Source organism: Acidimicrobiales bacterium (genome assembly GCA_036491125.1).
Classification (GTDB): domain Bacteria; phylum Actinomycetota; class Acidimicrobiia; order Acidimicrobiales; family AC-9; genus AC-9.
Map to the genome: position 1 here is coordinate 13,558 of DASXCO010000106.1, position 13,697 is coordinate 27,254.

The following is a 13,697-nucleotide window of genomic DNA, read 5'->3' on the forward strand; positions in this document are numbered from 1 at the left end:
CCGGCTACCACCGCCCGAGGTCCCGCTCTGCGAAGAACCCGACGAGCCTCCACCCGGCGAGGTGGTCGTCGGGGTTGCTGGAGCTGGTGCCACCTCCGCAGGCAGCCCCCCTGACCACGAGGAGTGCCAACATGTGTGCCAGCGGGTGGCGCACGGGCCCGGGAGCTGACCGAGGGGGGTGCAGTGGCAGGCCGGTTCGTCGGACGAGCGCGCGAGCTCGATGCGGCCTGCCAGGCGCTCGACGCCGCGGCCGCTGGCCAGGGGTCGGTGCTCGGGCTGACGGGCGAGGCTGGGATTGGTAAGTCGCGGCTGGCCCGAGAGACCGCCTCGCTGGCCCGGCGGCGCGGGATCGACGTCATCTGGTCGACCGGCTGGCCCGTCGGTGGCGCGCCGCCCTACTGGCCCTGGCCGGAGGTCCTCAGCGCCATCCACGAGCCGGCCGACCCCGCTGTCGATCTGACCTCGACGGCGGCGGATCCCGAGCGCTTCGATCGCTTCCGAGCGGTGAGCGCGACGCTGGAACGCCGCGCTGGCGAGCAACCGGTGGTCGTCGTCCTCGATGATGCCCACACCTTCGACGCCGACGGCCTGCTGCTCACCCGCTTCGTCGCCCGCAGTGTGGTCGGCCACCGGCTGCTGTTGCTCGTGACACACCGCACGACACCGGACGTGCCTCTCTCCACGGCGACGCTGCTCGGCGAGATCGGGCGGGAGGGCTCCACGGTCCGCCTCGACGGTCTCGACCTCGACGAGCTCCGTGAATTTCTCGCCGCCAGCGGCGAGCAACCGCGAGAAGCAGCCGTGCGCCACGTCCACGAGCTCACCAGCGGGAACCCCTTCCTGGTGGAGCAGGTGCTGGGCGCCGGTCTCCACCACTCCGACCGCCCCGTCCCGGGCTCGGCCCTCCGCCTGCTCGACGCCCAGCTCGACGTCCTCGACGGCACGACGAGCACGGTGCTGGAGTCGGCCGCGGTCCTCGGATCCGCCGCCACACTGGTCGAGCTGGCGGCCATCGCGTCGGTGGACCAGACGACGGTGGAACGGGTGCGAGACGCAGCCGCGGGCGCTGGGCTGGTGCGACCCGAGCGCACGGCGCGTTTCGTCTTCTCCCACGACCTGGCCCGCGAGACCATCGTCTCGCGGCTCAGTCCGGCCCGTCTCGCCGACCTTCACGAATACTGCCTCGCCGTGCTCGAAGCCGGCGACGAGTCCGGCGAACGGGCCGTACGCCGGGCACGCCACGCCCTCGAGCTCGCCCGATGCTCGAGAAGCCAGACACCGCGTGCCGTCGAGATCACGCGCACGAGCGCCCGTCTGCTCCTCCAGCACGGCGCGCCCGAAGCCGCAGTGGAGCTGCTCGGAGAGGCACTGGCCGTCCAGGAGGTCGGCGGGACCGGCACCCTGGCGCCGCTGGTCGCCGAGCTGGGGACGGCGATGCTGACGACGGGGCGGCTCGCGGATGCCCGGCGGCTGTTCCGTCGGGCCGTCGCCGAGGCCGAGCGGTCCGGCGACGAGATGACCTATGCCCGGGCTGCGCTCGGCCTCGGTGGCGTGTGGGTACAGGAGCAGCGCACCTCGGAGGAGCGCGGCTACTACAACCGCGTGGTCGACCGGGCGCTGCGGGTGATCGCTGATCACCCGTCGCCGGACGTCGCTCGTGTCACCGCCTCGCTCCGACTTCGCCAGGCCGCGGAGCGGGCGGCGACGGGCGGCGGGACCGTCGACGAGGTCCGTGGCGCGCTGGAGGGTGTGCGATCCCAGGGCGACCCCGACGACATCGCCGCCGGGCTGTCCCTCCTTCACCACGTGATGCTCGGACCGGCCTACGCCACGGAGCGGGTGGCCGTGGCCGGCGAGCTCGTCGAGGTCGCTCGCTCCTGCGGGAACGAGCTCCAGACGGTCATGGGCCAGCTCTGGTCAGTCACCGACGCGCTCCTCCTGGGGCGGGACGCGGACCGGGCGTTGGCCGAGCTCCGGGACCGGGCCGACGCGCTCGGCATGCGGGCCATCCTCTTCGTCATCGATGCCATCGACGTGATGGGGTGTTCGCGCGGAGGTCGCCTGGATGCGGCCCAGCAGGCCGCAGCCGCCTGCCTCGATCGTGGAATCGAGGTCGGAGACGCCGACGCATCGGCCTACTACAGCGGCCATCTCTTCGCCCTCCGTTGGTACGCGGGCACCGGCGCCGAGCTGCTCGAGCTCGCACAGGAGCTCGTGGCGTCGCCCTCGATGCCACTCGAGAACCCGGTCTTCACCGCAGTGGTCGCTGCGTTCGCGGCCGAGGCCGGTGACACCGATCGGGCCGAGCAGGCGATCGCCCGGCTTGGTCGGGGACGGCTCGACCAGCTGCTGCCCGGGTCGTCGTGGCTGGTCACGATGTTCGCGCTGGTCGAAGCCGCAGTGCTCCTCGACGATGCTGGGCTCGCCGAGGAGGTGTACGCCCTGCTGGCCCCGTATGCGTCACTGCCGATCGTGGGATCCATCGGCGTCTGCTGCTTCGGCTCCGCCGAGCGCTCGCTCGGCCTGGCGGCGCGGGTCGGTGGGCGATTCGAGGACGCGATCGGACACCTCGACCGGGCCGTGACGGAGAACAAGCGGCTGGGAAACCGTCCGATGACCGCGATCGCCCGCGCCGATCTGGCCGAGACGCTGATCGCCTCCGGTGAGCCGGGCGGGAGAGCTCGAGCAGCGCCGCTCCTCGCCCGCGCCATCGAGGCAGCCGAGGGCATGGGATTGGACGGTCGGCTGCCGGGCTGGGGCCGCCTTCGGGAGACCACCGCTGGTTGAGCCAGATGCGCTCTGCGGGTGTGCCGCCTGAACCGGGCCCGAGGGAGACGCAGGAGCGAAACGGTTGCGTTTGCCCGGTCCGTTGCTTACCATCTGGATTTCCACTCTGAACTTTCGGGGTGGGCACCGGCGGGAGCGACAGGGACGAGGCGGCGAATGGCGGCGCGGCGGCGCATGGGGACCCGATGACCGTAGAGCTGCGACCCACGGGTGTGGCCTGCAACATCCAGTGCCAGTACTGCTACCAGAACCCGATACGCGACGCGGACAACGTCCCACGGTCCTACGACATGGAGGCGATGAAGGCGGCGGTCGAGCGGGAGGGTGGTCCGTTTACCGTCTTCGGCGGCGAGCCGCTGCTGGTGCCCGAGGAGGACCTCGAGTCGCTGTGGGCCTGGGGGCTCGAGCGCTTCGGCTCGAACGGCATCCAGACCAACGGGGTGCTGATCAACGACAACCACGTGCGGATGTTCCGCCAGTACAAGGTCCAGGTCGGGATCTCGATCGATGGACCGGGGGAGCTCAACGACGTGCGTTGGGCCGGCAGTCTCGAGCGCACCCGGGAGAACACGGTCAAGACCGAGGCCGCCATCGAGCGGCTGTGCCGCGAGGGGATGCCACCGAGCCTCATCGTCACCCTCCATCGGGGCAACGCCACGGCGGACAAGCTCGCGGTGCTGCACGACTGGTTTCGCCGTCTGGCTGCCATGGGGATCACCTCGGCTCGCCTCCACGACCTCGAGGTGGAAGGCGACGACGTGGGCTCGGCCTACGCCCTGTCCACCGGCGAGAACATGGCCGCCTTCTCGAGCTTCGCCGCCATGGAGGCCGAGCTCTCCACCCTGCGCTTCGACGTGTTCGACGACATGCGCAAGCTGCTCTCGGGCAACGACGACTCCTCGACGTGCACCTGGAACGCCTGCGATCCGTACACCACCAGGGCGGTGCGCGGCGTCGAGGGCACCGGCCAGTCGAGCAACTGCGGGCGCACCAACAAGGACGGCATCGACTTCGTGAAGGCGCCCGTCGAGGGCTTCGAGCGGTACCTGGCCCTCTACCACACGCCCCAGGAGCACGGGGGCTGCAAGGACTGCCGGTTCTTCATCATGTGCAAGGGACAGTGCCCGGGCACCGCCATCGACGGGGACTGGCGCAACCGGTCCCGGGACTGTGAGCTGTGGAAGGGGATGTTCCGCCACCTCGAGGACAAGATGCTCGATGACGGCGAACAGCCACTGTCGACCAGCCCGGAGCGCCGCCAGATCGAAGGGGCGTTTCTCGACCTGTGGAGCGCGGGTCAGTCCCTGACCATCGCCGGCACCCGCCGGTGGATGAGCGAGGGAAGGGACCTGGCCGCGGTGTCGGGCGGCGGCACGAGCCACGGCGACATCCCGCATGGAGACAGCGACCTCGGCGATGGCTGACACTCTGGCCTCGTCCGGCGAGCAAGCGGCGCCCACCACCCAACCGCAGTCGGAGACGGCCGACCCGGGAGGCCGGCCCGCGCCGATGGAGCGGCTCGACTTCACCCTGCCGGACTTCACCCGCCTTGCTTGGGTGAGCGACGGGGCCGAACGTGTGTGGCGGCCGCGCCTGGAGCGCATCGCCACGGCGTGGGCCGAGACCGAGTGGCGGGCGGTGCTGGCCGGCGTCCGCTCGTGCGCGGTCACGATGGCGTCGCCCGAGGAGTTCCTCACCATGGGCGCCACCTGGGCCGAGGAGGGCCTCAACGCCCTGCCGGTCGAGATGATGGGCATCTCGGGCCAGCCCTACTCGGCCACCGGGGTGCCGGCCGAGGCGGGCCAGCCGTTCGTCTTCCGCTTCGTCGTGGGCCGCCCGCCAGACGTGGCCGCCTTCAAGACGGCCTGGGATGACGGCGATCAGGAGGCCATCGGCGACCTCCTGGGCTATCCGCCCTGCTGTCGGGAGTTCTTCCGGCGGGTGTGGGTCGACGAGGCCATGGTCGACACGACGTGGCCGATGGCCGTGGCGACCGGCGGCGCTGGCCCGGAGACGACGACGACCGAGGCCACCGGTCCACCGGAGGCCAACATCCTGTGGCGCTGGATGGGCGTGCGGGCCGTGCCCCACCTTCCCTGTCGCCTCGACTGTGCTGCGACGGTAGAGCTCGGCACGCGTCTGGTCGAGGTCGGCCGCCGGGCCGGGTTCGCCCAGGAGATGGACTGGCTCACCGAGATCCTCTCCTGGTCGGTTGAGTGGTCGGCCCTCCACGGCATCGCCCAGGTCAAGACGCCGGTGCTCAAGGTGTCGACCCGCACCGACGCCACGACCCGGCGTTACGTGGTGCGCCGCCAGGGCAGCGCCCACCCGTCCGAGGGCATCCGCGGTCTCGGGTTCCCGTACGAGGTGCCGGTGCGGCTGCGGCTGACCGAGAGCAGAGGCTTTCGCCGGGGTCTGGAGAACGCCGTGCGCCTCCACCCCCGGCCGTCGTGGTACGCGACCGACAACGGCTTCTCCTCGGTCGGGGCCATGCACGACGCCCACCGCCCGGTGGTCGAAGCCGGTGTCCGGGCCCTCGGACAAGGCGGGGGCAACGTCATTGACCTGGGGTGTGGCAACGGTGCCCTGCTGGAGCGGCTGGGGGCCGCTGCCCCCGGCGTGGTCCCCTTCGGCGTCGACGTCGACCCGCAGCGGATCGAGCACGCCCGCCAGCTCCACGCCGCCCACGCCGACAACTTCGTGAGCGGCGACCTGTTCGACGGCGATCAGCTCTGGGTCGAGGGGCGGCGCTTCGCCCTGGCCCTCCTGATGCCGGGCCGCCTGCTGGAGAGCGACGAACGGCGCGCCGTCACGCTGCGCAAGCGGCTGCACCAGTACTGCGACCGGGTGCTCGTCTACGCCTACGGCGACTGGCTCACCCGGACCGGCGACCTCGCCAGCCTGGCCAGGGAGGCTGGTCTGACCGTGGTCGGGCCTGGCGGCCAGCAGGCCGCACTCGTTGTCATTGACGGATCGACCCCAGGGGGGACCGATGGCTGACAAGGACAGGGGCGACGCGAGCGTGCCGCCGTCGGACGACGACGGGCGACAGGCTCGACAGCGCCAGTTCTCCCGGCGGGAGATCCTGCGCGCCGGCATGGCGGTGCCGGCGGTGCTCGCGGTGCCGGCACTGGCAGCCGCCTGCGGTGGTGGGACGAGCACGACGGCGGCGGCGGCCGGGCACGGGGACCACAGCGACTCGGGCAGCCACGCCGACCACGCCGATCACAGCGACGCCAGCCACAACGACACGTCACACAGCGACTCGGCCCACACCGACACGACGCACACCGACAAGGGGCACACCGATCACGCTGACACCACCCACAACGACACGACTCACAGCGACTCGGCCCACACCGACACGACGCACACCGACACGACGCACAAAGACTTCCACTTCGACCAGGGCCACTTCGACCACCCCGTGCTGCACAACGACAACTTCTTCGATCACGTGGACAACATTCACCACGATGTCCACTCAGACTTCATCCACAAGGACGCGGTCCACCCCAATCCCTGATCGCGCCCCGAGCCGACGAGGTCGGCGCTGGGCTACTTGAACCAGATGCGCTGGTACTCGCGGCTCTGCGGGTGCAGGAGCAGAGCCACCAGGGCGATCTGGAATATCACGCCGATGATCCCCAGCCCGAGGACGCTGGCGACACCGGCGACCACGGCGAGGACGACGAGCGCCAACGGAAGGACCGCGGCTACGAGACCCACGATGTAGCCCCACTTGCGCTCGTTGGCGATCCCGTAAGCGCCGAGTATCTCAGCGGCGATGATGGCGATGCCGAACAGACCCGCCGCCCCTCCGATGATGAGGCTGAGGAGGCCGAGCGCGGCGTTGAGATACAGCAGCATCACGGCGATCTGCAGCGTCTGGGGTTGGGTGGGGTTGAGCCACCGACGACGCTCCATGCCCATGGAGCGCAGGCTAGTTGACTGACTGCGGCGTGCGCGCGAGGGCGCCCGGCGAGGACCGTCCCGCCAGCTGGCCGCAGGCAGCGTCGATGTCGGTGCCCCGGTTGCGCCGCACTGTGGCGTTCACCGAGCGCGAGGCCAGCTCTCCCTGGAAGGCACTCACCCGGTGAGGCGGGGTCCCCTTGGCCGGCCAGCCCGGCGTGGGATTGAGGGGGATGAGATTCACGTGGGCACCGAGCGGGCGGGCGAGGTCGGCCAGCTCGGCGGCGTCGGTCGGTGAGTCGTTGAGCTCGTCCATGAGGGCCCATTCGAACGAGACCCGCCGGCGGGTCCGGGACCGATAACGACCGCACGCGTCCATGAGGGTGGCGAGCGGATACCGACGGTTGACCGGCACCAGGCGATCACGAAGGGCGTCGTTGGCGGCGTGCAGCGATACGGCCAAGCCGACGCGGAGTCGGTCCTCGGCCAGTCGCCGGATACCCGGGACCAGGCCGACAGTGGAGATGGTGAGGTGGCGGGTGGAGATACCCAGCTCCGAGTGGATGCGCTCTATGGCCCCGCCCAGCTGGCGATAGTTGGCGAGCGGCTCGCCCATACCCATGAAGACCACGTTGGAGAGGCGGCGCGGGGGAGCCAGTTGTCGACAGGACCTCATCGCCCGGGCCACCTGCTCGACGATCTCGCCGATCCGGAGGTTGCGGCGAAAGCCCCCCTGTCCCGTGGCGCAGAACCCGCACCCCATGGCGCACCCGGCTTGGGTCGACACGCACACGGTCGACCTGTCGCGATAGTGCATGAGCACCGTCTCGATCTGGTTGCCATCAGCAAGGCTCCACCGCGACTTGCTCGTCAAGCCCTGGTCGGCGACTGACTCGCTCTCGAGGCGCAGCGCGGGAGCCAGGGCAGGCTCCTCGGCCAGCCGGCACCGAAGTCGCCTCGGCAGCTCGGTCATCTCAACGGGGTTCACCGCCCGCCGGTAGAGGCCATCCCACACCTGTCCGACCCGCCACTGCGGCTCGTCGCCGAGCAGGGCGCCCAGCTGGGTGCGGCTGAGCTCGTAGCGACTATCCACGCCCGCCCACGCTACATGGACGCCATCTCGCGGGTCGGAGGACCGCACAAGGCGCGACACTCAGTAGCGTGGAGGGCATGGCGTCGGGCGCGAACAGGGTCCGCTCACGGACCATCCCCCTCCCGCATCGGGGCCTGTCGCGGTCGACCGACGCCATCGCCGGCGAGCACCACCACCGCAACGTGCAGGGCGGCGCGGCCCGGGCCGGGGTGTTCGGCGTCAGCGACGGTCTGGTGTCGAACGTCTCACTCATCCTGGGCGTCGCCGGCGCCCACCCGGCGTCAGGGCTCGTGCGGCTGGCGGGCCTGGCCGGGCTGCTCGGCGGCGCCTTCTCGATGGCCGCCGGCGAGTACATCTCGATGCGAGCCCAGTCCGAGCTCATGGAGCGGGAGCTCGACCTCGAGCGGACCGAGATCCACCGTCGCCCCGAGGGCGAGCGACGGGAGCTGGCCCACATCTACGAGAGCCGGGGCGTCGACCCCGGGGTGGCCCAGGACCTCGCCACCGAGATGATGCGGGACCCGGACGTGGCCCTCGACACCCACGCCCGCGAGGAGCTCGGCATCACGCCGTCGTCGCTCGGCTCGCCGCTGCAGGCCGCCCTGTCATCGTTCGCGGCGTTCGCCCTGGGCGCCCTGGTGCCGCTGCTCCCTTGGTTCTTCACCACCGGCACCGCCGCCATCCTGGCGTCGATCACCGTGGGCGTGGTGGCCGCCCTGGCGGTGGGAGCGGCGCTGGCCCGGTTCACGGGCAGGGCGGTGCTGCAGTCGGCCCTGCGGCAGCTCGCCATCTCCGCCGTGGCGGCGGGGGTGACCTACTCGATCGGCAGGGCGGTCGGCATCTCAGGCGCGGCCTGACGCGGGAGACGCGGCCACGTCGACCACGTACGCCCGGTCGACGTGGTCCACGGTGAAGCCGACGTCGCGATACAGCTTGATCGCTGACTCGTTCGAGGCGTCCACGTAGAGCATTCCCGTCGGCACGCCCCGTCCGGCCAGCCAGTCGAGGCCGGCAAGGAGGAGCTTGCGCCCGAGGCCCAGTCCCTGGAACGCGGTGTCCACGGCGATCACGTAGATCTCACCGAGCGGGGAATCGTGGTCGGCGTGGATCTTCGTCCAGCAGAACCCGGCCAGGTGTCGGTCCCGCTCGAGGAGGAGGAACCCCTCTGGGTCGAACCAGGGTTCCCGTTCCCGCCGCAGCAACGTCTCCAGATCCCACTCGCCCTGCTCCGGATGCGACGAGAACGCTCGGGCATTGACGTCCAGCCACTCCACCTCGTCCCGTCCGGGCTCGAACGGCCTCGTCTCGATGGGCTCCCGGCTGCCCGGGACCGGCAGCGGACGACGCATCTGCAGCAGCTCTCGGCCGCGGGCCATGCCGTTGGCGGCGGCGATGGCGTCGTGCTGGGCACCGGGCTTGGGCACCCACATGTGCACGTGCCCTCCACCTTCGCGGGCGATCTCGTCGAGGGCGGCGCGCACCAGGTCGACCCCGACCGTGCCGCCGGGCTCGCGGTGGTGAGGATCCACCACGAACTCGATGGCCCAGCTCGTCCGGCCCCGACTCAGCTGGGCGTAGCCGACGGGATGGCCGTGGCCGGCCTCCCACGCGACGAAGCCGGCGAATCCCGTGCGACCCCCCTCCACCAGATCCAGCCACATGTGCTCGCCGAGCGGAAGGTGGTGGTCAGCGAGGGCAGCCGCGTGGAGCAGCTCGGACACCGCCGCGATGTCCGCCTCGCCCATTCGCCGCTTCACCTCGAGCTGCACGCCGCAGAGGGTAGTGCCGGTAGCGTTCCGCCTCATGGCCCGACCCCGCACTCCTCGCGGTCGCGCTCGCGAGACGGCGACGAGGCTGGCCGAGGAGTACCCGGGCGACCCGCGTGAGCTGACCGCCCTTCATCACGAGAACGCCTTCCAGTTGGTCGTGGCGACGATCCTCTCCGCCCAGACGACCGACGAGGGGGTGAACGCGGTGACGCCAGCGCTCTTTCGTGCCTACCCGGGTCCCGAGGAGCTGGCGGGTGCGGACCTCGGGGAGCTCGAGGCGCTCATCCATCGGACGGGGTTCTTCCGCAACAAGGCCCGCAGCCTGAAGGGGATGGGCGGGGCACTGGTCGAGCGTTTCGGCGGTGAAGTCCCGTCATCGATCGAGGACCTCACGAGCCTGCCGGGGGTGGGGCGCAAGACCGCCAACGTCATCCGCAGCGTCGGGCTGGGCCTGCCCGGCCTCCCGGTGGACACCCACGTCGGACGGCTCAGCCGGCGCCTGGGGCTCACGGCCGAGACCGACCCGGTGAAGGCCGAGCACGAGCTGTCGGCTCTGCTCCCACCGGCCGAGTGGGGATCGTTCAGCCTGCGTCTGATCCTCCACGGCCGTCGGGTCTGCGTGGCCCGCCGGCCCCACTGCGTTGACTGCGTGCTGAACGACTTCTGCCCCTCAGCGGAGCTACCGACCGGATGGGCCCGGGCCGCGTCAGGAACAAGGCACAAGAAGGCGACGTTGTGAATAGGTGGAACCGGTTCCCGCCACCTGGTTCCACGAGCGAGTTCGGGATCCGCCGCCCGGCTTGCTCCGCTGACGGCGCCCACTCGGGCGCCGTTAGCGTGTCCGAGCACGGACTGGGCGTCACGTGCCTCGCTGGTGGGCGTCGATGACCTTGGTCAGCCGGCGTTGGGCCCCGGTCAGGGCGCGCTCGACGGCGTAGAGATCGGTGGCCACCTCGTCTCGGTCGTCGCGCGCGTAGCTGTCGGCGATTGCCGTGATGCGCGTGGTCAGCTCGTCGAGGGCGGTGGCCAGCGAGGAGAGCTCGGCGCTCGATGCGGTCATGGCCAGATAATGGCTCGGGGCGAGGCGAGTCGGGACCGTTCCTCGGTTCCACGTGTTGTCGAAAAGGTGCATCGCGCCCACCAGCGCCCGCCCACTTTCGATGCATCGTGGAACAGGAACAACTCTCGATAGCGCGTGGCTGGGCCGGTAAAGGCGGGAGGCGCCCGGAACGGGACCGTTACGATCGGGTGGCGATGCTCACCCGACTGGACCTGCGGGGCGTGACCGACCTCGCCGGGATCCTGCCCAGGCCGGCGATGGCCAAGGAACCTCCGACCCCCGCGGTCCAGGCAATCCTGGCTGACGTGCGGGCGAGGGGCGACGCCGCGGTGCGCGAGCACACCGAGCGCTTGGACGGCGTGGTACTCGACGACCTGCGGGTCCCGGCGAGCGAGCTCGGCCATGCCCTCGAGTCCATCCCTACGGTCCTCCGGGAGGCCCTCGAGGCGGCCCGGAGCGGCATCGAGGATTACCACCGCCACCAAGGCGGTTCGTCGAATCCCCTGCCCTACGAGCGCCAGGGCGTCGTCGTCACGGAGCTCCCCAGGCCGATCGCACGGGCAGGGCTCTATGTCCCCGGCGGCCGGGCCCGGTACCCGTCCACGGTGCTCATGACGGCGGTGCCCGCCCGGGTCGCCGGCGTGGGCGAGGTGGCCCTCTGCGTGCCTCCTGACGCCGACGGGAGCGTGGCCGAGCCGACCCTGGCGGCCGCGGCCCTGGCCGGAGTCGACGAGGTCTACCGCGTCGGGGGCGCCCAGGCCGTGGGGGCGATGGCGTACGGCACGGAGACCATCGGCGCCGTGGACGTCATCGTCGGTCCCGGGAACATCTACGTGTCCGAAGCCAAGCGCCAGGTGTCGGGGGTGGTAGGCGTACCCTCCGCCTTCGCCGGTCCTTCGGAGGTCGTGGTGGTCGCCGACGCGTCCACACCGGTCGACCTCGCCGCCATCGACGTGGTGGTGCAGGCCGAGCACGGGCCCGACGGGCTGGCCTGGCTCGTCACCTGGTCGGAGCGGGTGGCCGAGGAGGTCACCCACGCCGTGGCCCGCCTTGTGGCGGCGTCGCCCCGGCGGACCGAGATCGAGGCCACGTTGAGCGAAGGAGGTTACGCCGTGGTCGTCGAGGGTCCCGAACAGGCCATGACCGTGGCCAACAGCATCGCCCCCGAGCACCTGGAGCTCCTCTGTGGGGAGCCCGAAGGGCTCCTCCCGCTGGTACGCAATGCCGGGGCGGTGTTCACGGGTCTCTTCGCCCCGGCCAGCGTCGGGGACTACCTGGCCGGCCCCAGCCACGTGCTGCCGACCTACGGATCGGCCCGCTTCGCCAGCGCGCTGCGGGTCGACGACTTCGTCCGACACGTCCACGTGGTCTCGTTGGACGAGGGCGCACTCGCCGGCGTCGGCCCACATGTGCGTGCCATCGCCGAAGCCGAGGGACTTCCCGCGCACGCCGAGTCGGTCCGACTCAGATCGGCCCGGGAGGCCGGCCCGGGAGGCCGGCCCGAGGAGAGAGCCGGCCCGAGAACATGGGAGAGCTAGTGCCGCCCGTCCCGGTGCGCGCCGACCTCGATCTCGGCGAGGGGTACCACTCCCCGCAGGTGGACGTGGCGGTGCGGCTCAACACCAACGAGTCGCCCATCCCGCCGCCGCGCGCCTGGGTGGACGCGCTGTGTGGCGAGCTGGCCCGCCTCGAGTTCCACCGCTATCCCGACCGCAGGGCGTGGGCGCTGCGCGCCGCGCTGGCGGAGGCGCACGGCGTCAGGCCCGAGGAGGTGTTCTGCGCCAACGGCTCCAACGAGGTGCTGCAGTGCCTGCTGTTGGCCTTCGGCGGCCCCGGCCGCACCGCGGCCGTGTTCGAGCCGACCTACGCCCTGCACTCGCACATCGCCCGACTCACCGGGACGGGCGTGGCGACTGGAGAGCGGCTGGCCGACTTTCGGATCGACCTCGACGAGGTGCGCCGCGTGAGCGAAGAGACGGCGCCCGTCGTCACCTTCCTGTGCTCGCCCAACAACCCGTCCGGCCGGGCGGACTCCCCGCAGGTGGTCGATCAGGTGCTGGCCCTGGTGCCAGGCCTGGCCGTGGTGGACGAGGCCTACGGCCAGTTCTCTGCGTGGTCGGCGCTGTCGATGCTCGGCGACCACGACCGCCTGGTCGTCGTCCGGACGTTCTCCAAGACGTGGTCCATGGCCGCGGCGAGGCTCGGCTACCTGGTCGCGCCCGCGTCGGTCGTGGCCGCGCTCGAGGAGGTCGCGCTGCCGTACCACCTCGACGCCATCAAGCAGGTGGCCGGGCGCCTGGCCCTTGACTACCAAGCCGACATGGACGCCAGGGTCGAGGCTCTGGTGGAGGAGCGCGGCCGCCTCGCGGCCGCCCTGGGGCTGCTGCCGGTGGAGTCGTGGCCCTCGGACGCCAACTTCATCCTTTTCCGGCCGCTGACGCGTCGTGGAGACGACGTGTGGCAGGGCCTGCTCGATCGCTCGGTGCTGGTCCGCAACTGCAGCGGCTGGCCCCGTCTCGACGGCTGCCTGCGGGTGACCGTGGGCACCCCCGAGGAGAACACCGCGTTCCTGGCCGCTCTGGGAGAGGTCCTCGGATGAGAAGGGCCGAGCGTTCCCGTCGGACCCGCGAGACGACGGTCGAGGTCGCGCTCGCCCTTGACGGCTCGGGTGTGGTCGAGGTGGCCACGGGCCTCCCGTTCTTCGACCACATGGTGTCCCAGCTCGGCCGGCACGGGGGACTCGATCTCACCGTCTCGGCCAAGGGCGATCTGGAGGTCGACGCCCATCACACGGTGGAGGACGTGGGCATCGTGCTCGGCGAGGCCCTGGCCGCCGCGCTTGGCGACAAGGCCGGGGTGCGCCGCTTCGCCTCGATGGCCGTGCCTCTCGACGAGGCGCTCGTCGAGGTGGCGCTCGATCTCTCCGGGCGCCCATACCTCCACTACGAGGTGGACGTTGCGGCCGACGCCGTGCCCCTCGGGAGCCCCCCGTTCGAGCCACAGCTGGCCGAGGAGTTCTGGCGGGCCCTCACGACCTCGGCCGGCATCACGTTGCACATCAGGCTGCGCAGCGGGC

Annotated in this window: 14 protein-coding genes; 9 read left to right on the forward strand and 5 right to left on the reverse strand. The window is 71.2% G+C overall.

Annotated elements, in window-relative coordinates; all coding sequences use genetic code 11:
• Positions 1–4: 4 nt before the first annotated feature.
• Positions 5–133, reverse strand: coding sequence for a hypothetical protein (locus VGF64_09090; GenBank protein HEY1634898.1), 129 nt, complete (start codon positions 131–133; stop codon positions 5–7).
• A gap of 2 nt (positions 134–135) precedes the next feature.
• On the opposite strand from VGF64_09090, the gene VGF64_09095 reads away from it, so the two are divergent.
• The 4 genes from VGF64_09095 (at position 136) to VGF64_09110 (ending at position 6,313) form a co-directional block, all read left to right on the forward strand.
• On the forward strand, positions 136–2,787 hold the full coding sequence (locus VGF64_09095; GenBank protein ID HEY1634899.1) for an AAA family ATPase: 2,652 nt from the start codon (positions 136–138) through the stop codon (positions 2,785–2,787).
• Between the two features lie 185 nt (positions 2,788–2,972).
• Entirely contained in the window at positions 2,973–4,211 is a 1,239-nt protein-coding gene (locus tag VGF64_09100) for a radical SAM protein (protein ID HEY1634900.1), read from the forward strand.
• A complete protein-coding gene (locus tag VGF64_09105; protein HEY1634901.1) occupies positions 4,204–5,787 on the forward strand; it encodes a class I SAM-dependent methyltransferase in 1,584 nt (527 codons plus the stop codon). The genes VGF64_09100 and VGF64_09105 overlap by 8 nt, the downstream gene beginning before the upstream one ends.
• Positions 5,780–6,313 carry a hypothetical protein gene (locus VGF64_09110; GenBank protein ID HEY1634902.1) on the forward strand — a complete coding sequence of 178 codons (534 nt, stop codon included), beginning with the start codon at positions 5,780–5,782 and terminating at the stop codon, positions 6,311–6,313. Before VGF64_09105 ends, VGF64_09110 begins: the two co-directional genes overlap by 8 nt.
• Positions 6,314–6,345: 32 nt before the next feature.
• On the opposite strand, the gene VGF64_09115 is transcribed toward VGF64_09110, so the two are convergent.
• Positions 6,346–6,720 (reverse strand): hypothetical protein, encoded by a 375-nt coding sequence (locus tag VGF64_09115; protein ID HEY1634903.1) that lies wholly within the window; start codon positions 6,718–6,720, stop codon positions 6,346–6,348.
• A 10-nt stretch (positions 6,721–6,730) separates the two neighbouring features.
• Complete coding sequence (gene rlmN / locus VGF64_09120) at positions 6,731–7,792, reverse strand: 23S rRNA (adenine(2503)-C(2))-methyltransferase RlmN (GenBank protein ID HEY1634904.1); 1,062 nt, start codon at positions 7,790–7,792, stop codon at positions 6,731–6,733.
• A gap of 77 nt (positions 7,793–7,869) precedes the next feature.
• Here rlmN and VGF64_09125 point away from each other — a divergent pair, with 77 nt between their 5' ends.
• On the forward strand, positions 7,870–8,649 hold the full coding sequence (locus VGF64_09125; GenBank protein HEY1634905.1) for a VIT1/CCC1 transporter family protein: 780 nt from the start codon (positions 7,870–7,872) through the stop codon (positions 8,647–8,649).
• Here the strand turns inward: VGF64_09125 and mshD are convergent.
• Positions 8,635–9,561, reverse strand: a complete 927-nt coding sequence (gene mshD, locus VGF64_09130; protein HEY1634906.1) for a mycothiol synthase — start codon at positions 9,559–9,561, stop codon at positions 8,635–8,637. The two genes, VGF64_09125 and mshD, sit on opposite strands and share 15 nt — an antisense overlap.
• A gap of 34 nt (positions 9,562–9,595) precedes the next feature.
• On the opposite strand from mshD, the gene nth reads away from it, so the two are divergent.
• Complete coding sequence (nth, locus tag VGF64_09135; GenBank protein ID HEY1634907.1) at positions 9,596–10,300, forward strand: endonuclease III; 705 nt, start codon at positions 9,596–9,598, stop codon at positions 10,298–10,300.
• A gap of 120 nt (positions 10,301–10,420) precedes the next feature.
• On the opposite strand, the gene VGF64_09140 is transcribed toward nth, so the two are convergent.
• Positions 10,421–10,693: a hypothetical protein gene (locus VGF64_09140; GenBank protein HEY1634908.1), complete on the reverse strand. Its 273-nt coding sequence runs from the start codon at positions 10,691–10,693 to the stop codon at positions 10,421–10,423.
• 122 nt (positions 10,694–10,815) lie between these two features.
• Here VGF64_09140 and hisD point away from each other — a divergent pair, with 122 nt between their 5' ends.
• From hisD to VGF64_09155, 3 genes are all read left to right on the forward strand, one after another.
• The gene (gene hisD, locus VGF64_09145; protein HEY1634909.1) at positions 10,816–12,159 is read left to right on the forward strand and encodes a histidinol dehydrogenase; all 1,344 of its coding nucleotides are present in this window, start codon (positions 10,816–10,818) and stop codon (positions 12,157–12,159) included.
• Positions 12,159–13,220 carry a histidinol-phosphate transaminase gene (hisC, locus tag VGF64_09150; protein ID HEY1634910.1) on the forward strand — a complete coding sequence of 354 codons (1,062 nt, stop codon included), beginning with the start codon at positions 12,159–12,161 and terminating at the stop codon, positions 13,218–13,220. Before hisD ends, hisC begins: the two co-directional genes overlap by 1 nt.
• The coding region (locus tag VGF64_09155) for an imidazoleglycerol-phosphate dehydratase (protein HEY1634911.1) at positions 13,217–13,697 on the forward strand (481 nt) is incomplete at its 3' end. The genes hisC and VGF64_09155, both read left to right, overlap by 4 nt.

Coding starts and splice junctions, on each gene's coding strand:
- VGF64_09110 (HEY1634902.1), top strand. CDS start 5,780: ATGGCTGACAAGGACAGGGGCGACGCGAGCGTGCCGCCGTCGGACGAC.
- VGF64_09105 (HEY1634901.1), top strand. CDS start 4,204: ATGGCTGACACTCTGGCCTCGTCCGGCGAGCAAGCGGCGCCCACCACC.
- VGF64_09140 (HEY1634908.1), bottom strand. CDS start 10,693: ATGCACCTTTTCGACAACACGTGGAACCGAGGAACGGTCCCGACTCGC.
- nth (HEY1634907.1), top strand. CDS start 9,596: ATGGCCCGACCCCGCACTCCTCGCGGTCGCGCTCGCGAGACGGCGACG.
- hisD (HEY1634909.1), top strand. CDS start 10,816: ATGCTCACCCGACTGGACCTGCGGGGCGTGACCGACCTCGCCGGGATC.
- VGF64_09125 (HEY1634905.1), top strand. CDS start 7,870: ATGGCGTCGGGCGCGAACAGGGTCCGCTCACGGACCATCCCCCTCCCG.
- VGF64_09115 (HEY1634903.1), bottom strand. CDS start 6,720: ATGGGCATGGAGCGTCGTCGGTGGCTCAACCCCACCCAACCCCAGACG.
- VGF64_09100 (HEY1634900.1), top strand. CDS start 2,973: ATGACCGTAGAGCTGCGACCCACGGGTGTGGCCTGCAACATCCAGTGC.
- VGF64_09090 (HEY1634898.1), bottom strand. CDS start 133: ATGTTGGCACTCCTCGTGGTCAGGGGGGCTGCCTGCGGAGGTGGCACC.